This is a genomic window from Streptomyces sp. NBC_01410 (assembly GCF_045040195.1).
GTDB lineage: Bacteria > Actinomycetota > Actinomycetes > Streptomycetales > Streptomycetaceae > Streptomyces.
On the sequence record NZ_CP109530.1, the window covers coordinates 3,558,329 to 3,580,506 of the forward strand.

17 protein-coding genes are annotated in these 22,178 nt (G+C 71.3%); 5 read left to right on the forward strand and 12 right to left on the reverse strand.

What is annotated here, in order from left to right; translation table 11 throughout:
* Positions 1-524: 524 nt before the first annotated feature.
* The gene (locus tag OG741_RS16185) at positions 525-1,532 is read right to left on the reverse strand and encodes a stage II sporulation protein M (RefSeq protein WP_405598447.1); all 1,008 of its coding nucleotides are present in this window, start codon (positions 1,530-1,532) and stop codon (positions 525-527) included.
* Between the two features lie 122 nt (positions 1,533-1,654).
* Between OG741_RS16185 and OG741_RS16190 the strand changes: the two genes are divergently transcribed.
* Positions 1,655-2,653: an RDD family protein gene (locus OG741_RS16190; protein ID WP_405598448.1), complete on the forward strand. Its 999-nt coding sequence runs from the start codon at positions 1,655-1,657 to the stop codon at positions 2,651-2,653.
* A gap of 30 nt (positions 2,654-2,683) precedes the next feature.
* On the opposite strand, the gene OG741_RS16195 is transcribed toward OG741_RS16190, so the two are convergent.
* From OG741_RS16195 to OG741_RS16230, 8 genes are all read right to left on the reverse strand, one after another.
* Positions 2,684-3,298: a hypothetical protein gene (locus tag OG741_RS16195; RefSeq protein ID WP_405598450.1), complete on the reverse strand. Its 615-nt coding sequence runs from the start codon at positions 3,296-3,298 to the stop codon at positions 2,684-2,686.
* A gap of 203 nt (positions 3,299-3,501) precedes the next feature.
* Entirely contained in the window at positions 3,502-4,959 is a 1,458-nt protein-coding gene (gene ahcY / locus OG741_RS16200; protein WP_405598452.1) for an adenosylhomocysteinase, read from the reverse strand.
* Between the two features lie 282 nt (positions 4,960-5,241).
* Positions 5,242-6,219: a cation diffusion facilitator family transporter gene (locus tag OG741_RS16205; RefSeq protein WP_405598453.1), complete on the reverse strand. Its 978-nt coding sequence runs from the start codon at positions 6,217-6,219 to the stop codon at positions 5,242-5,244.
* 117 nt (positions 6,220-6,336) lie between these two features.
* A complete protein-coding gene (manA, locus tag OG741_RS16210) occupies positions 6,337-7,500 on the reverse strand; it encodes a mannose-6-phosphate isomerase, class I (RefSeq protein ID WP_405598455.1) in 1,164 nt (387 codons plus the stop codon).
* A gap of 118 nt (positions 7,501-7,618) precedes the next feature.
* On the reverse strand, positions 7,619-8,764 hold the full coding sequence (locus OG741_RS16215; protein WP_405598457.1) for an SIS domain-containing protein: 1,146 nt from the start codon (positions 8,762-8,764) through the stop codon (positions 7,619-7,621).
* A gap of 34 nt (positions 8,765-8,798) precedes the next feature.
* Positions 8,799-8,981, reverse strand: coding sequence for a Trm112 family protein (locus tag OG741_RS16220; RefSeq protein ID WP_266475891.1), 183 nt, complete (start codon positions 8,979-8,981; stop codon positions 8,799-8,801).
* 1,254 nt (positions 8,982-10,235) lie between these two features.
* Positions 10,236-11,600, reverse strand: a complete 1,365-nt coding sequence (locus OG741_RS16225) for a phosphomannomutase/phosphoglucomutase (protein ID WP_405598459.1) — start codon at positions 11,598-11,600, stop codon at positions 10,236-10,238.
* A 128-nt stretch (positions 11,601-11,728) separates the two neighbouring features.
* The gene (locus tag OG741_RS16230; RefSeq protein WP_266475888.1) at positions 11,729-12,157 is read right to left on the reverse strand and encodes a DUF3499 domain-containing protein; all 429 of its coding nucleotides are present in this window, start codon (positions 12,155-12,157) and stop codon (positions 11,729-11,731) included.
* A gap of 274 nt (positions 12,158-12,431) precedes the next feature.
* On the opposite strand from OG741_RS16230, the gene OG741_RS16235 reads away from it, so the two are divergent.
* Positions 12,432-12,860 carry a metallopeptidase family protein gene (locus OG741_RS16235; RefSeq protein ID WP_405598461.1) on the forward strand — a complete coding sequence of 143 codons (429 nt, stop codon included), beginning with the start codon at positions 12,432-12,434 and terminating at the stop codon, positions 12,858-12,860.
* 26 nt (positions 12,861-12,886) lie between these two features.
* Here the strand turns inward: OG741_RS16235 and OG741_RS16240 are convergent, their stop codons facing one another.
* From OG741_RS16240 to OG741_RS16250, 3 genes are all read right to left on the reverse strand, one after another.
* The gene (locus tag OG741_RS16240; protein WP_405598463.1) at positions 12,887-14,479 is read right to left on the reverse strand and encodes a DUF5719 family protein; all 1,593 of its coding nucleotides are present in this window, start codon (positions 14,477-14,479) and stop codon (positions 12,887-12,889) included.
* Positions 14,476-18,225: a glycosyltransferase gene (locus OG741_RS16245; RefSeq protein WP_405598464.1), complete on the reverse strand. Its 3,750-nt coding sequence runs from the start codon at positions 18,223-18,225 to the stop codon at positions 14,476-14,478. The genes OG741_RS16240 and OG741_RS16245 overlap by 4 nt, the downstream gene beginning before the upstream one ends.
* A gap of 268 nt (positions 18,226-18,493) precedes the next feature.
* Complete coding sequence (locus OG741_RS16250; protein ID WP_023541320.1) at positions 18,494-18,757, reverse strand: WhiB family transcriptional regulator; 264 nt, start codon at positions 18,755-18,757, stop codon at positions 18,494-18,496.
* 637 nt (positions 18,758-19,394) lie between these two features.
* Between OG741_RS16250 and OG741_RS16255 the strand changes: the two genes are divergently transcribed.
* Genes OG741_RS16255 through OG741_RS16265 form a run of 3 tightly spaced genes read left to right on the forward strand, consistent with a single transcriptional unit; the run spans position 19,395 to position 22,157 of the window.
* Complete coding sequence (locus OG741_RS16255) at positions 19,395-19,895, forward strand: cysteine dioxygenase (RefSeq protein WP_405598468.1); 501 nt, start codon at positions 19,395-19,397, stop codon at positions 19,893-19,895.
* Positions 19,896-19,908: 13 nt separating this feature from the next.
* Positions 19,909-20,865 (forward strand): 2-phospho-L-lactate transferase, encoded by a 957-nt coding sequence (cofD, locus tag OG741_RS16260; protein ID WP_405598469.1) that lies wholly within the window; start codon positions 19,909-19,911, stop codon positions 20,863-20,865.
* Positions 20,862-22,157 (forward strand): coenzyme F420-0:L-glutamate ligase, encoded by a 1,296-nt coding sequence (locus OG741_RS16265; protein ID WP_405598472.1) that lies wholly within the window; start codon positions 20,862-20,864, stop codon positions 22,155-22,157. The genes cofD and OG741_RS16265 overlap by 4 nt, the downstream gene beginning before the upstream one ends.
* Positions 22,158-22,178 lie beyond the last annotated feature (21 nt).

Sequence of the window (22,178 nt, forward strand, 5' to 3'; positions counted from 1 at the left end):
ATCCACAGCGTCCTCGCTGTGTCATTTGCCTGCCCGCCACAAAGGGCCGACAGGACTTTCAAAGGAACCTCAACCCACCGAAATGGGCCGGGGTTGTCAATCTGGCGTTGACTTTTGGCACGCTGTTGAGTTCTCAAGGAACGGACGCTTCCTTCGTACTCACCCTCACGGGCTTTCCTCCGGGCGCTTCCCTTCGGTCTTGCGTTTCCAACCCTACCAGACTCTATTTCCGTTCCGTTTCCGGTGAGGAATTCGATTCCAGTGGCCGTTGGAAGGCCTTTGTCTTTCGACTGACCCGACTTTATCAGAAGCAATTCGGTCGAGCTAATCGACCTTGCAATCTGGATTCACATCGGAAGGCTCTGCGGAAATTGCATTTCCGTTGAGAGCGAGAGAGACACTAGCGGTCGCACCGGAACTTGTCCAGTTCCAGGCAACCGTTTGAATCTACCTCCCCACTCATGCCGTGTCAACGGTTTTGTGGGCGGAGAGAAGACTAGCAGGTCAGAAGGGGTGCTTGCACATCAGGCGGCAGCCGGGAGTTCGGCGCTGCGGTCGGCTGCATCCAGGTCGCCCGTGTAACCCTCTCGGGCTGCTCGGCCGCCCAGGATGTAGACGTACGCCAGAAAGGCCAGCTCAGCAACGATGCCGATGGCGATACGCGCCCAGGTCGGCAGGCCCGAAGGCGTGACGAAGCCTTCGATCACCCCCGACACGAACAGGACAAGCGCGAGGCCGATGGCCATGCCGATCGCCGCGCGGCCCTGTTGGGCGAGGGCTGTACGGCGGGATTGGGGACCCGGGTCGATGACCGTCCAACCGAGGCGTAGGCCCGTGCCCGCAGCGACGAAGACGGCCGTCAGTTCCAGCAGGCCGTGCGGGAGGACAAGGCCGAGGAAGGTGTCGAGGCGGCCCGCCGACGACATGAGGCCGATGCCGACGCCCAGGTTCAGCACATTGAGGAAGAGGATCCAGATCACCGGAACGCACAGGAACGCGCCCAGCGTCAGGCACATGGCCGCGGCCTGGGCGTTGTTCGTCCAGACCTGGGCGGCGAAGGAGGCCGCGGGATGGCTGGAGTAATACGTCTCGTACTCGCCACCCGGGCGTGTGAGCTGGCGGAGTTCGTCCGGGGCGGCGATCGTCGCCTGGACTTCGGGGTGCGTGCCGATCCACCAGCCGATGATCGCGGCGAGGACCGTGGAGAGGACGGCGGTGGGTATCCACCAGTGCCGTGAGCGGTAGACGGCCGCGGGGAAACCGGCGGTGAGGAAGCGGACCGCGTCGCGCCAAGTGGCTCGGCGCGTGCCGGTCACGGTGGAGCGGGCGCGAGCGACGAGCTGGGTGAGCCTGCCCGTCAGCATCGGGTCCGGGGCGCTGGACTGGATGAGGGAGAGATGGGTCGCCGTGCGCTGGTAGAGGGCGACCAGTTCGTCGGCCTCGGCACCGGTCAGGTGGCGTCCCCGGCGCAGAAGGTGGTCCAGGCGGTCCCACTCGGCACGGTGGGCGGTCACGAAGACGTCGAGGTCCATGGTCGGCTGCTGCTCCAGGCAATGGTTGCGTACGGTCCGTACTACTGCGGCGCGCTGCGGGTCAGCTTGGCAGACTGAGGAATCAAGGGGCGGGGAAGGTCGATGGCGAAGGGCGGGCAACAGTGAGTGCGCTTGTGACGGGGGATGCGGTCGTACTGGGGCTGCGGCCGGCGAGACTGCCGAGCCGGGCACTCGCTGTCGCGATCGATCTTGTGGTCGTGTTCGCCGCGTATCTCATGGTGTCGATCGGGCTCGCGGTGGCGACGGCCTCGCTCGATGAGGCTGCGGTGATGGCCGTGTCGATCGCGACGTTTCTGCTCGTACTGGTCGGGGCGCCGATAGCCGTCGAGACGCTCAGCCATGGGCGCTCGCTGGGGAAGCTCGCCTGTGGGCTGCGGGTGGTGCGTGACGACGGCGGGCCGATCCGCTTCCGGCACGCGCTGGTGCGCGGTGCGATGGGGGTGGTGGAAATCCTGATGTCGTTCGGGGTCATCGCCTGTATCGCCTCGCTGGTTTCGGCCAGGGGGCGGCGGATCGGGGATGTGTTCGCGGGCACGCTGGTAATAAGGGAGCGGGTGCCGGCCTCGCGGGGGACGGTGATGCCGCCTCCGCCGCCATGGCTGATGGGGCGATTCTCCGAGCTGGACCTGTCGGCGGTGCCGGACGATCTGTGGCTCGCGATACGTCAGTACCTGACCCGGATGAGGCAGCTGGACCCGGCCGTGAACTGGTCGATGGCGGTGCGGCTGGCCGGCGATCTCGCGGCGTGCACGGGGGCTCCGGCGCCTGAAGGGGTGCCGCCGGCGGCGTTCCTGGCGGCAGTGGTGAACGAGCGGCAGGCGCGTGATGCGCGGCGTGCTTTCCGGGCGGGGGCAGAGGCTCCGGGGGCCGGGGCGGCGCTTTCCGGCGGGGCGGGCACTGGGGCCCTTGGCTATGCGGCACCTGGCGCGGTGGGGTCGGCGCCCGCTATTGAGCGGGACGAGACCGCAGGAGCTGGTGGGGCGGCTGGGTCGCCTCGGGTGACAACTACGGGCGAACCGGCGCCGGGCCCGTCGTCCCGTGCCGCGGCAGAGGCCCCGCAGCCGCGACCGCAGGCCACGGGGTTCGCGCCGCCTGCGTAGGTCGCCGGGCCCATACACACCGTCCCCCTGTCAGGGGAAGACCGAGGGCGGGCTCGCCAGGTCTTCGAGTTCGATGCCGGGGGCTGCGAGCACCACGTCCCCGGCGATGTGAACGACGTGCTGTTCCCCCGTGTCCAGGGCGCTGACCTGGTATTCGTCCACGGTCAGGGCGCCATTGTCAGTGGCATGCGCTTCACTCTTCATCAGGGCCCAGGACTGATCGAGTGTGCGGGGGGCGAGGACAGGATCCGTGAAGGCGACGAGGCGTACGCGCGTCGCCGGGGAGTCGGGGGTGAGGCGTAGGAGACGTGCGGTGGCGACAAGGAAAGCGGGGGAACTGCCGGTGAAGGCATGGGCGCGGACGTTGCCTTCGGTGGCATGAGTGCCGGTGGGGTCGGTACGGACCCAGGTGACGCCGTCGATGGCGGCACCGCGGACCTGCCAGCTCCCGGCGTGGAGTTCGAGACGGATGGGACGGCCGAGTTCGTCGAGGGCGAGATCGACGGAGCCGGCGTGGTCGCCGGAGGGGGTGGTGATCTGGGAGACGTAACGCCAGCCGGAGGGGCCCGGGGCGCATTGGAAGTGTTCTTCGCCGAGGGGGGTGTGATCGTGCGGATCGTGGAGCGAATAACGGCCGCGGGGCATGGGGGCGTAGGTGTCCTTGTGCGGTGAGGCTCGTGCGGTGGAGCCGGAGCCGTTCGGGGAGGGTATGGGGCAGGCCCCCGACACGGGGGTGCGGGGGCCTGCCTGGTACCGCTGGTGCCTGACGCCGAGGGCTGCCGAGGTGTATCAGCAGCCGATCACGAGCGCTGACCAGTCAGAAGCACTGACCGGTCAGCAGCGGCCGATCAGTAGCGGTAGTGGTCGGACTTGTACGGGCCGTCGACCTCGACGCCGATGTAGGAGGCCTGCTCCGGGCGGAGCGTCGTCAGCTTGACGCCGAGCGCGTCCAGGTGGAGCCGGGCGACCTTCTCGTCGAGGTGCTTGGGCAGCACGTAGACGTCGGTCGGGTACTCCTCGGGCTTGGTGAACAGCTCGATCTGGGCCAGCGTCTGGTCCGCGAAGCTGTTGGACATCACGAACGAGGGGTGACCGGTCGCGTTGCCCAGGTTCAGCAGGCGGCCCTCGGACAGCACGATCAGCACCTTGCCGTCAGCGAAGGTCCAGGTGTGCACCTGGGGCTTGACCTCGTCCTTGACGATGCCCGGGATCTGCGCCAGGCCGGCCATGTCGATCTCGTTGTCGAAGTGGCCGATGTTGCCCACGATCGCCTGGTGCTTCATCTTGGCCATGTCCGCGGCCATGATGATGTCCTTGTTGCCCGTGGTCGTGACGAAGATGTCGCCCTTGTCGACGACCTCGTCGAGCGTGGTGACCTGGTAACCGTCCATGGCGGCCTGCAGCGCGCAGATCGGGTCGATCTCCGTGACGATCACCCGGGCGCCCTGCCCGCGCAGCGACTCCGCGCAGCCCTTGCCCACGTCGCCGTACCCGCACACGACGGCGGTCTTGCCGCCGATCAGGACGTCGGTGGCGCGGTTGATGCCGTCGATCAGGGAGTGGCGGCAGCCGTACTTGTTGTCGAACTTCGACTTGGTGACGGCGTCGTTGACGTTGATCGCCGGGAACAGGAGGTTGCCGTCACGGTGCATCTCGTACAGGCGGTGCACACCGGTCGTGGTCTCCTCGGTGACGCCGCGGATCTCGGACGCCAGCTGGGTCCACTTCTGCGGGGACTCGCCGAGGGTGCGGTTCAGCACGGTGAGGACGTGGAAGTACTCATCGCTGTCCGCGGTCGAGGGGTCCGGGGCCGCGCCCGCCTTCTCGAACTCCACGCCCTTGTGGACGAGGAGGGTGGCGTCGCCACCGTCGTCGAGGATCATGTTCGGGCCGGCGGTGGGGGTGTTCGGCCAGGTCAGCGCCTGCTCCGTGCACCACCAGTACTCCTCGAGCGTCTCGCCCTTCCAGGCGAAGACCGGGATGCCCTGGGGGGCCTCCGGGGTGCCGTTCGGGCCGACCGCGACGGCCGCTGCCGCGTGGTCCTGGGTGGAGAAGATGTTGCACGACGCCCAGCGGACCTCGGCGCCGAGGGCGACCAGGGTCTCGATCAGTACGGCGGTCTGCACGGTCATGTGCAGGGAGCCGGTGATGCGGGCACCCGCCAGCGGCCGGCTGGCGGCGTACTCCTTGCGGATCGACATCAGGCCGGGCATTTCGTGCTCGGCGAGAGTGATCTCCTTGCGGCCGAAAGCGGCGAGGGAAAGGTCGGCGACCTTGAAGTCCTGGCCAGTGGCGACAGTCGACATGCGAGCTGCTCCTCGTGGTGTTGGTCGAGGGTGTGGGTACGGCTGGCTCTGCGGCGGCGGACACAGGAATGCCCGGGCGCTCGCAGTGCAGTCCGTCGGAGGCCCTCTCTCCCTCGGCCGGTCCCGGCTGGGGGACCGCCCGACCGCCATCAGCAGCGACGTCTGACTCTGGTCACGAATCTACACCGATCGACGTGGCGTACCCCAGCCCGCCCGGGGCCGGGATCCGGTCACATCGCATTCTCACCGAGCCGATCGTCGGGTCCGCGCGGTCCGCGGGGCTCAGTGGGCGGCGTCTGAGGTCGGGCCGCCCGGGGACTTGGCCGGGTTGATGCCCGCCGCGGCGGCGGACTCGCTGTAGATGTCGGGCTCCAGGTAGATCACGCGCGCGATGGGTACGGCGGCGCGGATACGGTCCTCGGCGGCGTTGATCGCGTTGGCGACCTGGGCGGCAGTGTCGTCGTGCTGTACCGCGATCTTCGCGGCCACCAGCAGTTCCTCCGGGCCGAGGTGGAGCGTACGCATGTGGATGATGCCGGTGACGCCTTCACCGTCCACGGCCGCCGTCTTGATCTTCTCGATGTCGTCGATGCCCGCTGCCTCGCCCAGCAGCAGCGACTTCGTCTCGGCCGCCAGGACGAGCGCGATCACGATCAGCAGGATGCCGATGCAGAGCGTGCCGATGCCGTCCCAGACGCCGTTGCCCGTGGCCAGGGCGATGCCGACGCCGCCGAGCGCCAGGACCAGACCGACCAGCGCGCCCAGGTCCTCGAGCAGAACGACGGGCAGTTCCGGGGCCTTCGCCCGGCGGACGAACTCCGTCCAGGAGAGCGCGCCGCGCGTCTCGTTGGACTCCTTGATGGCCGTACGGAAGGAGAAGGACTCGGCGATGATCGCGAAGACGAGCACGCCGACCGGCCAGTACCAGGCCTCGATCTCGTGCGGGTGCTTGATCTTCTCGTAGCCCTCGTAGATCGCGAACATGCCGCCGACCGAGAAGAGCACGATGGAGACGAGGAAGGCGTAGATATAGCGCTCGCGCCCGTAGCCGAAGGGGTGCTGCGGGGTCGCCTCGCGCTGCGCCTTCTTGCCGCCGAGCAGCAGGAGGCCCTGGTTTCCGGAGTCGGCGACCGAGTGAACGGATTCGGCGAGCATCGAGGACGAGCCACTGAAGAGGAACGCCACGAACTTCGCCACCGCGATCGCGAGGTTGGCAGCAAGTGCCGCAACGATCGCCCTTGTTCCGCCTGAAGCGCTCATCTGTTCCAGCAGTCCCTTCGTATGCCCCGTGCCGTACGCCGCGCGCCGTACGCCGATTCGGGCTTTGCCCGTCCTTTACGGTGCGCCATTGTTGCAGCCCGGGGCCGCGAGGGCGCGTCAGGCCATCACGGTGGCGCGGAAGACCGTGCCGACTCCGGACACTTCGGACTTTTCGCCCGCCGGGACGAAGGCGGACTGGCCCGGGGAGAGGGCGAGTTCACCGGCGCGGACCGTGCCCGCCGTGCAGAGCAGGATCTGCGGGGTGCGGGTCGTCAGATCGCGGGGCGCGGCTCCTGGCGCGAGGACAAAGCGGGAGAGCCGGAACTCGTCGATCGGCGTCTCGTAGACCTCCTCGCCCTCGGGCGAGGCCTCGGGGCGCAGGACGCCCGGGTCGCCCGCCTCGAAGCGGACGACACGCAGCAGCTCGGGGACGTCCACGTGTTTCGGCGTCAGTCCGCAGCGCAGCACGTTGTCGGAATTGGCCATGATCTCCACACCCAGGCCTTCGATGTAGGCGTGCGGGACGCCGGCGCCGAGGAACAGGGCCTCGCCGGGCTGCAGTTGGACGTGGTTGAGCAGCATGGCGGCGATCACGCCCGGGTCGCCGGGGAAGTGGTGCGCGACGGCTGCGTACGGGGCGTAGTCGCCGCCGAGCTCCTCGCAGGCGGCCGCGGCCTCGGTGACGGTGGCCGCCATCTCGTCGGGGTCGGCGCTCAGCACCGCGGTCAGGACCTCGCGCAGTGCGGCCTCCTCCGGGTGGGCGTGCAGGAGGTCGACGTACGGCTTGAGCGAGTCCACGTCGAGACCGGCGAGGACGTCGGCGGCTTCGAGGGGCGGGCGGAAGCCGCACAGGCCCTCGAAGGGGGTGAGCGCGCAGATCAGTTCGGGCTTGTGGTTGGCGTCCTTGTAGTTGCGGTGCGGGGCGTCGATCGGGACGCCCGCGCTCTCCTCGGCGGCGTAACCCTCCTTGGCCTGGGCGAGGTTCGGGTGGACCTGGAGGGAGAGGGGTGCGCCGGCCGCGAGGATCTTGAGCAGGAAGGGCAGGCGGGGGCCGAATTTCTCGACGGCCGCAGCGCCCAGTTCGCGTACGGGGTCGGCGGCGATGAGCTCCGAGAGCGGCCGCTCCTCGTGATCACGGGTGACGCGCGAGGGTGCTCCGGGGTGGGCGCCCATCCACATCTCGGCCTGGGGCTCGCCGGTGGGGGCGATGCCGAGCAGCTCCGGGATGGCGGTCGTGGATCCCCAGGCGTAGGGGCGCACGGTGTTGGAGAGGCGGTCCATGGTCTCTGTTCCCGGTTCTCGTGGTGACGTCTTTCGCGTGGTGAACGGCTACGCGGGACGCTTGCGCGTGGTGACGGCTGCCGCGTGGCGCTGTCGTGTCGCTGCTGCGGCGCGACGGTTACGCGTTGGCGCCGTTGGCGCCGTTGCCCGCCAGGGCCAGGTAGACGGCGGCGAAGTCGGTGATCGCGAGGAGTTCGGCGATCGACTCCAGCTCGGTGCCGTCCTCCGGCTCCAGCTCGCTGATCGGGGTGTCGTGACTGAGCGCGAGCTCGCGGGCGGCCGGGGCGGCCGTGAGGCCGCCGATGGGGCGGTCCCGCAGCAGTACGACCCGGGCGCGCAGCGCCTGCGGCTCGTCGACACGGTCGCGGAAGAAGTCCCCCGGGTCGGCGCCGAGGGCGAAGTCGCCCACGAGGAGCCCGCCGTGCGCGGGGAGCGCCTCGGGCAGCTCGGCGACGAGGGCGGGGCAGCCGGCCAGCTCGGCCAGTACGGCGGCGAAGCGGCGGCCGGCGGGGCCGGCGCCCACGCCCTCCGTCCAGATCAGCGGAAGGCTGTCGGCGAGCTCGGCCGCGAGTGTCTTCGCCGGATTGCTGTACGTGGCGATGGCCGGGCCGCAGCGTTCGGCGGTCTTGTCCAGGCGGTCGGCCACCTTCGCCAGGGTCTCCTGGGACGCCTCGAGCAGGCCGACCCTGTCGAGGAGGGCCAGGAGCGGGGTGAACAGCGCCCACAGGGCGCCCGGGCTCGCGGCCTGCGTCTCCTCGTACAGCTCGTGCGGGGCCTTGGCCATCGGGACGACCATGCCGTGCCTGCCGTCGACGGCCTCCGCGAGCGGGGAGTCCTGCGGGGCCACGGCGACGACGGTGGAACCGCGGCGGTACGCCTGCTCGGCGAGGAGTGCGAGGCCGGGTTCACTGCCGTCGGTGGTCGCGATGAGCAGCAGGTCCAGAGAGCCCGCCCAGCCCGGGAGCGACCAGCGCAGGGCGCCGGCGGCAGGTGCGACGCCGGTGGGGTGCAGACGGGTGACAGGGGCGGAGGCGCCGGCCAGAGCGCCGATCAGATCCGCCACTCCGGTGGCGGCGTGGCCGGGGCCGGCGACGAGGACGTGTCGCGGGCGGCCCTCGGGCGTCAGCTCGGCGATACCCGCCTCGGCGGCGTGCCGGGCCGCGGTGCGTACACGCGCCCCGGCCTCGGCTGCGCCGCGGAGCAGTCCGCGGCGATCGGCGCGGGCCAGGGCTTCCGGGGCGTCGAGGAGTGACTCGTCGAGCATGGGATGGGGCCTCCGATCGCCGTGCGTTTGTGGGTCAGGCGGGGCGGCGTGCCTCGTCGACGAGGAGGACGGGGATTCCGTCCCGTACGGGATAGGCCAGGCCGCAGTCCTTGCCGGTGCAGATCAGCTCGGGGGTCTCGGCTGCGGAGCTGTCGCTGAGGGGGGCGTGGCAGGCGGGGCAGGCGAGGATCTCGAGGAGGCCGGCTTCGAGCGGCATGTGCGGGGGTGTCCCTTCGGGTGGGGCGGCGCGGTCGCTTGCGTGCGGGTCGCTTGCGGGTCGCGGTTCGCGGGGTGCGGCCGCGGGTCGGACGGGCGGTCGCGGGTCTGCGGATCGGGCCACGTCAGCGTACCGCTGGGGGGAGGGGTGCGGCGCGTTCTGGGGGTGCGGGGGGCGGTTCTCCCCACACCCGCCCCTTCCCGAAACCGGGGCGAGCCCCGGGCCCCCGGGGCGGCAGCTGCGCGCCGCCGGGACGCAGGCGGCCGGGTGAGCCGTGGGCTTACGCCACGGGGAGGGTGGGCAGCGGCACCGGGGGTGAGCCGCACGGCGGGCGGCCTGCGTGCCGGTCTGCGGGGCCCTTCGCACCGTGGACGGGGGCGCCCCTCCGTCGGCGGAACGGATTGGAAGACCGGGCCTGGCCGAGGTGTGGCCGTACGCCGCAGACGCGAGCCTGGCCCGGACAGGCCGCACCGCAGACCCACCTACGGCCGATTCACGCCGTGGGCGTCCTCGGCGGAAGGGACCGGAAGACCGGGGGCGCGGGCCGAAGCGGCCGACGCTGCGGCAGGCTGGTCCGGGCGGGCAGCCGCCCGCACTGCAGACCCACATGCGGGCGGCTGCGCCATGGCTGGGGGCTGCCGCTCCCTCGGCAGGAGGGCCAGAAGACCGGGGGCCAGGTCGGGGTGCGGCCGTGCGCCGCAGACGCGGGCCTGGTCCGCGCTTCACGCCGTGGACGGGCGAGCCCCTCGGTGGGCGGGAGGGACCGGAAGACCGGCCGACGGGGCCCAGCCGAGCGACGGGCAGCCGATCGCACCGCAACGCCGCGGACGGGCCGCCCGCGGGCGCCACTCCGTCTGCGGCGCGCTGCCGCTCACTCGGCGGCACGGACCGCACGACCTGCGGTGCCCGGCCGAGGTGCGGCCGTACGCCGCAGAGGCGGGCGTGGTTCAGGCGGGGCAGCCGCCCCGCAGATCCCCGACAGCCGCTTCGCGCCGTGGGCGGAGCACCGCTAAAGACCGCGCGGCGGGGCCCAGCCGCCACGCCGCAGCACCGACGACCGCTTCGCGGCGTGGGCGGGACACCGCTAAAGACCGGGCGGTGGGGCACTAGCCGACCGCACCGCAGCCCCGCGGACGGCAGCCCGGGGCGCCACTCCGTCGGCCGGCAGGCGCCGCAGACGCGAGGCTGGCCGGATTCCTCCGCGTGCCGCGCCCCCTCCGCCGCACCCCTCCGCCGCGCCGCCCCCGCCGGGTCTCACGCCCCCCGGACCAGCCCCAGCACCTCGTCCCTCACCTTTGCCATCGTCTGGTCGTCCCGTGCCTCCACGTTCAGCCGCAGCAGCGGTTCCGTGTTCGACGGGCGGAGGTTGAACCACCAGTCCTCCGTCGAGACCGTCAGGCCGTCCAGCTCGTCGATCGTCACGTCGTCGCGCGACCCATACGCCGCCTTCACCGCCGCCGTGCGGCCCGCCTGGTCGTCGACCGTGGAGTTGATCTCGCCCGAGCCCCTGTAGCGGTCGTACTGCGCGACCAGCTCCGACAGCGTGCCCTCCTGCGAGCCCAGCGCCGCCAGGACGTGGAGGGCCGCCAGCATGCCCGTGTCCGCGTTCCAGAAGTCGCGGAAGTAGTAGTGCGCGGAGTGCTCGCCGCCGAAGATCGCTCCCGTACGGGCCATCTCCTCCTTGATGAAGGAGTGACCGACCCGCGTGCGCTGCGGCGTTCCGCCGTTCTCGCGGACGACTTCCGGGACCGACCACGACGTGATCAGGTTGTGGATCACCGTGCCGCCGGGGTGCTTCGCCAGTTCGCGCGCCGCGACCAGCGCCGTGATCGCCGACGGCGAGATGCCCTCGCCGCGCTCGTCGACGACGAAGCAGCGGTCCGCGTCCCCGTCGAAGGCGAGGCCCAGGTCCGCGCCCTCGGACCGGACGCGGGCCTGCAGGTCGACGATGTTCGCCGGGTCCAGCGGGTTCGCCTCGTGGTTGGGGAAGGTGCCGTCGAGCTCGAAGTACATCGGTACGAGGGTGACGGGCAGGGCGTCGAAGACGGTGGGGACCGTGTGGCCGCCCATGCCGTTGCCCGCGTCCACGACCACCTTGAGCGGGCGCATCGCCGAGAGGTCCACGAGCGAGAGCAGGTGCGCCGCGTAGTCGGTGAGCGTGTCGCGCTCGGTGACCTTGCCCGGCTCGGCCACCGGCTCCGGCGCGCCCTGTTCGGACCAGGCCTCGACGAGTTGGCGGATGTCCGTCAGGCCCGTGTCCTGGCCGACCGGCGCGGCGCCCGCGCGGCACATCTTGATGCCGTTGTACTGCGCCGGGTTGTGCGAGGCCGTGAACATCGCACCCGGCAGCCCGTAGTGCCCCGAAGCGAAGTACAGCTGGTCGGTCGAGCAGAGCCCGATCAGCGTGACGTCCGCTCCCCTGGCCGCGGCCCCCCGCGCGAACGCCCCCGAGAGCCCCGGCGACGACGGCCGCATGTCATGGCCGACGACGATCGCTTCCGCGCCCGTCACCTGGACGAAGGCCGCCCCGAACAGTTCGGCCAGCGCCTCGTCCCACTGATCCGGCACCACCCCGCGGACGTCGTACGCCTTCACGATCTGCGACAGATCAGCAGTCACGGGCCCAACCCTCCTGAAAGTCCCTGAAGTCTCTGCGGTCACCTCAAAGCCTCAACGTACCCGCACAGGCTGGGGGAGCATTCAGCCCAGTGCCGCGTGCGCACCGGACGGGAGCCGAAAAGGCTCGCTCAGGAGTCGGGGGAACGCAGCACCCGCAGATGGCCGCGGCGCGCGACCTCTCTCGGATCCGCCGTCCGGCGGCCGTTCTGCGCGCCCGCCTCGGCCGTACGCCCCTGGGGGCGCGCCGCTTCCCGTACGGCATTGGCGAGCGCTTCGAGATCGTCGCCGCTCGGGCGGGCGGGGGCGGAGCCGTCGGTGAGCCGCACGACCTCCCAGCCGCGCGGGGCGGTCAGGCGCTCACTGTGCTCGGCGCACAGGTCGTAGCAGTGGGGCTCGGCATAGGTGGCGAGCGGGCCGAGGACCGCGGTCGAATCGGCATAGACGTACGTCAGTGTCGCGACGGCGGGGCGGCCGCACGCGGTGCGCGAACAGCGACGTACAGGGCTCACGACGTTGGACGGTACCGCACTCTTGAGCGGGCTGCGACGACTCTCCACCAGGTCACTCCACCGTGTCGTGGTGTGACACCTGACATATCGGCTCCCCGAGCAACTGGCCTGACCTGCACGGAAAGAGAAGCTCACGCGAAGCCACCGCTGGTGATCCGGTCATGACTTGGCGTAAATGAGGTCAATCACGATGAGATCCGCGATCGCGAGGAGATGTTCAATCGGACGCAAGCTTGGCCGGAATGTTCAATTAGCGACAGGCTTTCGACCCGGCGCGCGCACGCGATCGCCGCGCGCCCCGGAGAGCTACGCTGCGTCAGTGATGGACAGTCCTGTACCGCCCCGCCCGACCGAGCCGGGGCCGCGCCGTCGCGACCGCCACGGCCGCGGCATGCGAGGGCCGGTCGCCCCTCCTCAGGTACCCCTGGCCGCGAGCCGTGCCGAGTCCTTCCGTGACCTCGTGCAGGACTCGGTGGAGCGGCTGGAACGACGCTGGCCGCAGCTCGCCGACGTCGACTTTCTCGTGCTGGATGTGCCTGGCGCGCCGGAGGATTCCGTGCCGCTGGGCAGCTCGGCCCCGGCGGACAAGGGACGCCCGGCACGGATCGTGGTCTACCGGCGGCCCGTCGAGATCCGTACGAAGAACCGCGACGAGCGGGCCCTGCTGGTGCACGAGGTGGTCGTGGAGCAGGTGGCGGAGCTGCTGGGTCTGTCGCCGGAGTCGGTGGACCCGCGGTACGGGCAGGACTGACCGGGCCCGCAGCCCTCCTGGCCCCCTCAGTCGTCCAGAACCGACAGGTCCTGCTCCGCCTCCGGCACCGCCACCGTCCCCCGGTCGTCCGGCAGCGTCTGCACCGTGAACATCGGGATCCCGTCCTTCGGCAGCGCCAGCGTGCGCGACGCGTGCACCGGGCCGCCCGAGACCGTCTCCACGGTCAGCGCGTACGCGCCCTTCAGCCCGGCGGGCACCGGCGGGACGACCGCGAGGGTCGTGCCCGCCTTGACCTTGTACGTCTTGACGACCTGGGTGCCGCCCTCGGTGCCCGCCGACGCGGTGACCTTGACCTCGGCCGCCGCGCCCGGGGCGGTCAGCGAGAGCGTCGAGCCCTTGGCGCGGTTGTCGGCGACGCTCGCCCGCTCCCCCACCGGCGCGGCCGCCGGAATGAAGGCGACCTCCTGCTTGTCGCCCTTGCCGCGTACGACGCGCAGCGCCGCCACCACCGGGGTCGCCCGGCCGCTCTGGGACGGGCTGAGGATCAGGGACCCGGCCTCGCCCTTGGTCACGTCCTGGAGGTCCACGCTCGCGGTCATTCCCGACTTGATGTGCAGCGTCTCGTGTCCGGCCGGGACGATCTTCCCGCCCGGGCCCGCGAGTTGCACCGTGAGGTCGGCGTCGTCCTCGCCGGGCGCGAAGGCCACCAGGCGTACCGACGTGGCGTCCGCGGGGATGCCCGGCAGCACGGCGGTGCCGGACGGGTCGGCCGAAGCGGTGAGCCAGTCGCTGCCCGCCTTGTCGTCGGCGACGCGCAGCACGGCGCCCACGCGGCCTGTACGGGTGGTGACATGGACGGTCAGATCCGCGGCCGGGTCGGAGGTCAGGGTGGACAGCAGGACGGGGACGCTCGCCCCGGCCGGGACCGGGATGCCTTCGGTCAGCGTGGTCTTGAGCGCACCGTCCTTGCCGAACAGCTCGATGTCGGCGACGGCCGGGGTGTCGTCCGGGTTGGTGAGGTGGACGTAGTCGTGGCGTTCCTTGGCCGCCGACGCGCCCGGGAACCAGAAGTCGGTGTCGGGCCCGGTGCAGCTGACGCCGAGCAGGCCGCGTGCGTCGCCCGCGGTCTCCGTGGTGGTCTGCTGGGCGCTCCAGCCCGGCGCGAGGCGGCCGGTGGCGGTGCCGACGAGCGCGGGGGCCTCGCCGCCGCTCGCCTTGGCGGCGACGGGCTTGCCGGGCTCCTTCAGCGCGAGGACCGCCTTGTCGGGCGCCGGCTTCTTCGCGTCCTTGGCCCCCTTCGCATCCTTCGCCGCGTCGCCCTTCTTGGTCTTGTCCTTGGCCGGGGCGGCGTCCGTCTCGGCCAGTACGGCGGCGGACGCCTTCAGTTCAGCCGTGCCGTCCTTGGCCGCGCCGTCCTTCGCAGCGCCGTCCTTGGCGTCACCGCTCTTGCCCGCCGGCGTGAACGAGGTGTACGCGGTCTCGGCGAGCTCGGAGGTGCTGGGCGCGGGGCACAGCAGGCTGGAGCGTTCGACGGGCAGCCGCGCCGGGGCCTTCGCCTCGGTCTCGGCGCCGCTGCTGGGCGCGGTGAGCGCGGCCAGGCCGGTGATCGCGGCGAGTGCGGTGGCGGTCGCGAGCAGGGAGATGGTTGTGCGGTTCACTCTGACTCGCCTCGCGTCGCGTTGCCGGTGGTGCCGTTGGTGCCGTTCGGGCCGTTCGGGCCGTTCGGGCCGGGCTGCTGGTCACTCTCGCCGCCGTAGGCGTAGGGGTCGTACTGCTGCCCCTCCTGGTACTGCCCTTCGGCGTAGCCCGTGTTCTGGTACGGGTCCTGGTACTGGTCGGCCTGGTACGGCTGTTGCTGGTACTGCTCACCGCCGTACTGCTGCTCGCCGCCGTACTGAGCGCCCTGGTACTGCTCGTTGCCGTACGGGGCGGTGTAGCCGCCGTCCGCGTACGACTGCGCGTCCCACTCGCCGTACTGCTGCTGCTGAGGCACAGCCGCGTACGGCGCCTGCTCGTCGTAGGACCGCGGTTCCTCGAAGGACTGCGGCTCGTACGTCTGTTGCCCGTGCTGCGCGAAGGCGTCCTGACCGGCGGGGAGTTGGGCGTACGGATCCGCTTCGGTCTCGTCCTGCGAGGACTCCGCCTCCGCCTCCGCCTGGGCGCGAAGCCTGCGTGCCCTGCGTCCCTCGCCCTCCACCGCCTGCGCGGGTACGGCGATCTCCTCCTCGGGCAGATCGTCGTCGATCTCCCGGCGCCTGCCTGGCAGCGCGAGCACCAGCAGCACCAGCGCGAGCGCGCCCTGCGCCCAGATCCAGCCGGTGTGCGTGACCGGGTCGTCGTAGGACAGGTCGAGCCGGCCGCCCTCGGCGGGGAGTTCGAAGCCCTGGGCCCAGCCGTCGACGACCGTCTTGTTCAGTACGCGTCCGTCGAGGGTGGCCTGCCAGCCCTCGTCCGCGCGGTCCGCGATGCGCAGCACCCGGCCCGCCGCCCCCGAGGGGATCTTGGCGTGGGCCTCGACGGCGTCGGACGCGACGGGCAGCGGGTCGCCCTTGCCGCTGACGATGGTGGCCCGCGCGACCTGGCGGTCGACGCGCCACAGTGCGCTGCCGTCGAGCTGGCTGAGCCTGCTCAGGCCGGGCGTCGCGTCAAGGACGCGGCCGGTCTGGCGCGGTGCTCCGTCGCGTACGAGGACGTAACGGATGGCGAAGCCGCTCAGCTCGCTGGTCTGGTCGGCGCCGGAGCCCGCCACCAGGTTCGCGACGATCTTGTCGAGCCGGGCGTCGCTGCCGCCCGCCCGCGCCAGTTCCGCGTCGCCGAGCCGCCCGCCGGAGCCGCGTACGAGGCTGTACGAGACCTTGGCGGCGGATGTTCCGCCGAGGACGAGGGTGCGCGGCTGGTCGCGGGTGTCGCTCTCCTCGGCCACGAAGGCGGGGACCTGGACGGGGTCGCGCCGCTCCAGCGGGTGTGCGGCGCCGCCGATCATCCAGTTGAACGCGGCGAGCAGGGGCGCGATACCGGCGGCGAGCGCGATGAGGGCCGCGACGGGCTGGCGCCAGCCGAAGTTCTGGGCGGCGACGCGGGTACGGCCGCCTTCCGCGCCCAGGACGGCGGCGGCCAGCAGGGCGATGCCGTAGACGAGGGTGGCGGGTCCGGCCCAGCCGCTGCCGTTGGCGATCACCGCGAAGATCAGTCCGGTCAGCGCGACGGCCCAGGAGGCCCGGATCGCGAACTGCCGCTCGCCGCGCAGCAGGGCGGCCAGCGCCGCGAGCACGATGCCGATGAGCAGGATCCCGCCCGCTGCCTTGGGGCCCCCGGGGCTGATGCCGAGGAGGTCGAGGGCCGAGGCCGATCCGGTGCCGAATTCGAGCCCCGCTTCGCGGAGGAAGGCCGACGGCCCTGTCAGCAGGGTGAGCGACCAGGGCGCGAGGACGAGCATCGGGGTGCCGACGGCGGCGAGGAAGCGCAGCCCGTACGCCGTGATGTCGTCGCGGCGCAGTACGAGTACGGCGATGCCCAGGACGAGCGCGAGCGGCCACACGATGGGGGTGAACGCCATCGCGAGGGTGAGCAGGAGCGCGTAGGCCCAGGTGGCGCGCCAGCTGCCGCGCCCACTGCCGCTGATGCGCAGTCCGTGGGCCGCGACGCCCGCTCGGGCGATGAGTGGCAGCAGGATCGCGAGGACCGCGGTGCCCACGCGTCCGGTCGCCAGTGCGCCGGTGGCGGCGGGCAGGAAGGCGTACGCGATGCTCGCCCAGGCCCGCAGCAGCCGGGATTCGACGATGGGGCGCGAGGCGAAGTACGCGCTGAGTCCGGCGAGCGGGACCGAGCAGACGAGCAGGACGGTCAGGGCGAAGCCGGTGGAGCCGAGGAAGAGGGTGGACAGGGCCGCGAGCACCGCGAGGTAGGGGGGCGCGGTCTGGGTGCCGCCGGTGCCGAGAGGGTGCCAGTTGTCCGCGTAGCGGGACCAGAGCTCGGAGACGTCGGAGGGCGCGGGCAGCAGGGCGCCGCCCGCGAGCGATCCGCCTCCGAACAGGTCGCGGCAGGCGATGACGGAGACGAGCAGCAGCAGGGCGAAGAGGACAGGAGCGGGCTTGCGCGCGATCTTCTTCAGGCGCGCGAACTGCTCGATCTCCAGGAAGTCGGCGTCGTCGCCGCCGGGTCCTGATTCGACGGCGCCGTGGCGTGAGCCGCCGGAGTCGGCGTCGGAGCCGCCGCCGAGGTGGCCGGCGACCTGTTCGACGGTGGCGCGGACGGTCGCGCCGGGCGGCGGGAAGAGGGGGCGCAGTTCGCCCGCTTCCACCGAACCGCCCTGCCTGGCTCTTCTGCGGCGTCCGGCGATGATCCGCTCGGGGCGCAGCAGGGTGCCGAAGAGTCCCATGACCTCGTCGACGGCCTGGCCGGGCACCTTGCCGACGAGGTAGGCGAGGGTGCGCAGCAGCGTGCCGAAGACGATGCGCAGCAGGACATAGGGGAGTGCGACGGTGCGTGCGTTCGTCAGCAGGGTGTAGACGGCGCCGGCCTTGTCGACGCGGTGCGGGCTGGCGACGGAGCGGCCCGCGCAGTCGACGGTGCGGCGTTCGCGGGCGGCGGCTTCGGCGTGCCGCATGACGGCGTCGGGTGCGATGAGGACGCGGTGACCGGCGGCGTGGGCGCGCCAGCACAGGTCGACGTCGTCGCGCATGAGGGGCAGTCGCCGGTCGAAGCCGCCGAGCTGTTCGAAGACGTCGCGGCGGATGAGCATGCCGGCGGAGGAGACGGACAGGACAGTGCGGATCTGGTCGTGCTGTCCCTGGTCCTGCTCGCGGCGGTCGAGGCCGGTCCAGCGGCGTCCGCTGTTGGCGATGGAGACGCCTGCTTCCAGCAGCTGCTTGCGGTCGTACCAGCCGCGGAGCTTGGGGCCGATGATCGCGGCGTGTTCGTCGGAGTCGGCCACGCGCAGGAGTTCGGCCAGGGCACCGGGGGCGGGCGCGCAGTCGTCGTGGAGCAGCCACAGCCACTGGACGGGTTCCCCGTAGGGGAGTTCGGGCATGTCGTACGCGTCGTCGCGCCAGGTCCTGCTGACGGGGTCCCAGCCGCTGGGCCGCTTCAGGTAGGGCAGGTCGTCGGGGGTGAGGACGCCCGCGGTGCGGGCGGCTTCCTCGACGGCGGTGCCGAATCCGGTGCGGCGCGCCAGGTGCAGTACGCGTTCGGCGCCGAGTGCCTCGGTGATCAGCCGCGCGGAGTCGTCGGCGCTGCCGGTGTCGGCGGCGATGACGTTCTGTACGGGGCGTTCCTGGCCGATGAGTCCGGCGAGGGCGTCGGGAAGCCAGCGCGCGCCGTCGTGGGAGACGAGCACGGCGGTGACGACATGCCGCGGGAACTCTGGCGGATGCTCTGGTGCGAACGCGGCTGTGGTGGCGGACATTGAGGTACGGGCCCTCCGGCCGGGGGGTCGCCCCGTAGGGGCGTTGGAGCGTCTCGGACGGGGCCCCACACTAACGGTATGAAAAAGCGCTGTGGCGCGAAGCGCCTCGGTGGGGGTGGTGGTCGGGCGACGGGTGGGACAGAGCGGTCCGCCGACTGCTGAGAGTGCGCAGTCGGCGGACCGTGGTTTACGTACTGACTTGTGGTGTTCTGTCGGGCTTCGGTGGAGGTCTGGGCCTTGGTCTCGGTCTCGGGTATCCGTGCGGTGTTCAGACGGCGGCCTTCTTGAGCCGGCGGCGTTCACGCTCGGACAGTCCGCCCCAGATACCGAATCGCTCGTCGTTGGCGAGGGCGTACTCGAGGCATTCGGAGCGGACCTCGCAGGCGAGGCAGACCTTCTTGGCCTCGCGGGTGGAGCCGCCCTTCTCGGGGAAGAAGGACTCGGGATCGGTCTGGGCGCACAACGCGCGCTCCTGCCAGCCGAGTTCCTCGTCCGCGTCCTCGACCAGCAGTTGTTCGAACAGCTCGGTCATGTGCGCCCCTCGTCTGTTTTTGCGTCCCCGTGGTGTTGCCGTTATCGATTTCGGCCGAACGACACGAGTGAAATTACAAGTGCGGTGCTCCGGGCCAGTCAAGCCGAGATCTGCTATTGGGCCCGGTATTCACTCTGCGGAACCAAAGCTATGCGGAAAGTGTGCAAATCACCAAAAACCTGGCACTTGCCGGCGGCGCCTGCCCGCGACCCCCTCTCACGGGAGAGGACGCCACAGGGTTCGATCATGTTGCGATCCAGCCATTTAAGCGATCCGGATCACAGTCCGATCACGGGACCCGCAGCGGCGTTTGCGAGCGCGGTTGCTGCGCCATGTCTCCCGGGTCGCGAGTGCACAAACCTTTCTCCGGGCGGAGTAACCGGATGAGGTGAAACATTGCCACCAAATCGGGCATTGGGTTGACAAGTAAAGAACCCACCCGTCACCTTTGATCCCATGCCAGCGACCTCAGCGCACCTCGCGACCCCGCTCCGTGGGTTCCGCAGCGCTGTCCAGGCCCGCTGTTGCTGTTCCAGCTGTTGATGCGCCCGTAGCGCTCCGGCTTCTTCTCCGCATGTAGCTCAGCCCGCATGTCCTGCGACCCCCTGCACTTCTCTGCCGAGGAACCACCGCACCCATGAACAGCGACAGCGACCTCCAGATCGCCGGCGACATCCTCGCCGTACAGCACCTTCTCCAGCCCGCCCGGGAGCACCCGGCCACCGTCGCCGACTTCGTCGGTCTTGCCCGCTCCATCGCCGCCGACCGCGCGCAGTGGGCCCACCTCGTCCAGTACGACACCACGACCCGCTGGTACCACCGGCTGCGTACCGGCCCCGGCTACGAGGTGTGGCTGCTGTCCTGGGTCCCCGGCCAGGGCAGCGGACTGCACGACCACGGCCTGTCCTCCGGCGTGCTGACCGTCCTCGACGGCGAGCTCACCGAGCACACCGAGCAGAACTCCCGCCCCCTGGCCGCGGGCGCGCAGCGGGTGTTCGCGCCCGGATATGTGCACGAGGTGGTCAACGACTCGCTCGAGCCTGCCGTCAGCCTGCACGTCTACTACCCGGGCCTGACCGATATGCCGATGCACGGCTCCCAGTGCTCCCCGGCCGACCGGGATGCCGTACCCGCCTGACAAACTGCTGTCCATGCGCATTGTGGTTCTGGCCGGCGGCATCGGCGGCGCCCGTTTCCTCCGCGGTCTGAAGCAGGCCGCGCCCGAAGCGGACGTCACGGTGATCGGCAACACCGGTGACGACATCCATCTGTTCGGGCTGAAGGTCTGCCCCGACCTCGACACCGTGATGTACACCCTCGGCGGTGGCATCAACGAAGAGCAGGGCTGGGGGCGTACGGACGAGAGCTTCCGGGTCAAGGAGGAACTCGCGGCGTACGGCGTGGGCCCCGAGTGGTTCGGTCTCGGCGACCGTGACTTCGCCACCCACATCGTCCGTACGCAGATGCTCGCCGCGGGCTATCCGCTCAGCGCCGTCACCGAGGCGCTGTGCGCCCGCTGGAATCCGGGCGTGCGGCTGCTGCCGATGTCCGACGACCGCGTCGAGACGCATGTCGCCGTCGAGGTGGACGGCGAGAAGAAGGTCATCCACTTCCAGGAGTACTGGGTGAAGCTGCGGGCGTCCGTGGCCGCGGAGGCGGTCGTGCCCGTCGGCGCGGACCAGGCGAAGCCCGCGCCGGGCGTGCTCGAGGCGATCGCCGCGGCCGACGTCATCGTCTTCCCGCCGTCCAACCCCGTCGTCAGCGTCGGCACGATCCTGGCGGTGCCGGGGATCCGCGAGGCCATCGCCGAGGCGGGCGTCCCGGTGGTGGGCCTGTCCCCCATCGTCGGGGACGCGCCCGTGCGCGGGATGGCGGACAAGGTGCTCGCCGCGGTGGGCGTCGAGGCGACCGCCGCGGCCGTCGCCCGGCACTACGGCTCCGGGCTGCTGGACGGCTGGCTCGTCGACACCGTCGACGCGGGCACGGTGGCGGAGGTCGAGGAGGCGGGGATCCGCTGCCGGGCCGTGCCGCTGCTGATGACGGACACGGACGCGGCCGCCGAGATGGCGCGCCAGGCGCTGGCGCTCGCCGAGGAGGTACGGGCGTGACCTCGCCGTCGTACCGCGTCTGGGCACTGCCCGGTCTCGGCGAGGTACGGCCGGGCGACGACCTCGCCAAGCTGATCTCCGCGACCGAGCCGGGTCTCGTGGACGGCGATGTCCTGCTGGTCACGTCCAAGATCGTGAGCAAGGCGGAGGGGCGGGTCGTCGCGGCGGACGACCGCGAGGCCGCCATCGACGCGGAGACGGTACGGGTGGTGGCGCGCCGCGGCAGCCTTCGTATCGTCGAGAACCGGCAGGGCCTGGTGATGGCCGCGGCCGGGGTCGACGCCTCCAACACCCCTGCCGGGACCGTGCTGTTGCTGCCCGCCGATCCCGACGCGTCGGCGCGGGCGATCCGCGAGGGGCTGCGGGAGACGCTCGGCGTGGACGTCGGCGTGATCGTCACGGACACGTTCGGGCGGCCCTGGCGCAACGGTCTGACCGATGTCGCGATCGGCGCGGCGGGCGTGCGGGTCCTGGACGATCTGCGCGGCGGCAGCGACGCGCACGGCAATCCGCTGAACGCGACCGTCGTCGCCACCGCGGACGAACTGGCCGCGGCGGGCGACCTGGTCAAGGGCAAGGCGGAGGGGCTGCCGGTCGCGGTGGTCAGGGGCCTGGCCCATCTGGTGGGCGGCGAGGACGGCGCTCGGGCGATGGTGCGCGTTGCCGCGGACGACATGTTCCGGCTCGGGACGTCCGAGGCGGTACGGGAGGCGGTGACCCAACGGCGTACGGTCCGGGAGTTCACGGACGAGCCGGTGGACGGGGGCGCGGTCCGGCGGGCCGTCGCCGCCGCGATCACCGCGCCCGCGCCGCATCACACGACGCCCTGGCGCTTCGTACTCCTCGAATCGGCCTCGGCGCGCACGGAGTTGCTGAACGCGATGCGGGACGCGTGGATCGCCGACCTGCGGCGCGACGGCAAGTCTGAGGAGTCCATCGCGAAGCGGGTCCGCCGCGGCGAGGTGCTGCGACGCGCGCCGTACCTGGTGGTGCCGTGCCTGGTGACGGACGGCTCGCACCACTACGGCGACGAACGCCGGGACGCCGCCGAACGCGAGATGTTCGTGGTCGCGGCGGGCGCGGGCGTCCAGAACTTCCTGGTGGCGCTGGCGGGTGAGCGGCTCGGCTCGGCGTGGGTGTCCTCGACGATGTTCTGCCGGGATGTCGTACGGGACGTGCTGGGGCTTCCGGAGGGGTGGGACCCGATGGGGGCGGTGGCGGTGGGACACGCGGCCGCACCGGCGAAGGAGCGGCCGGCACGGGAGGCATCCGCGTTCATCGAGGTGCGCTGAGTTCCTCCTGAGCGTCCGTCA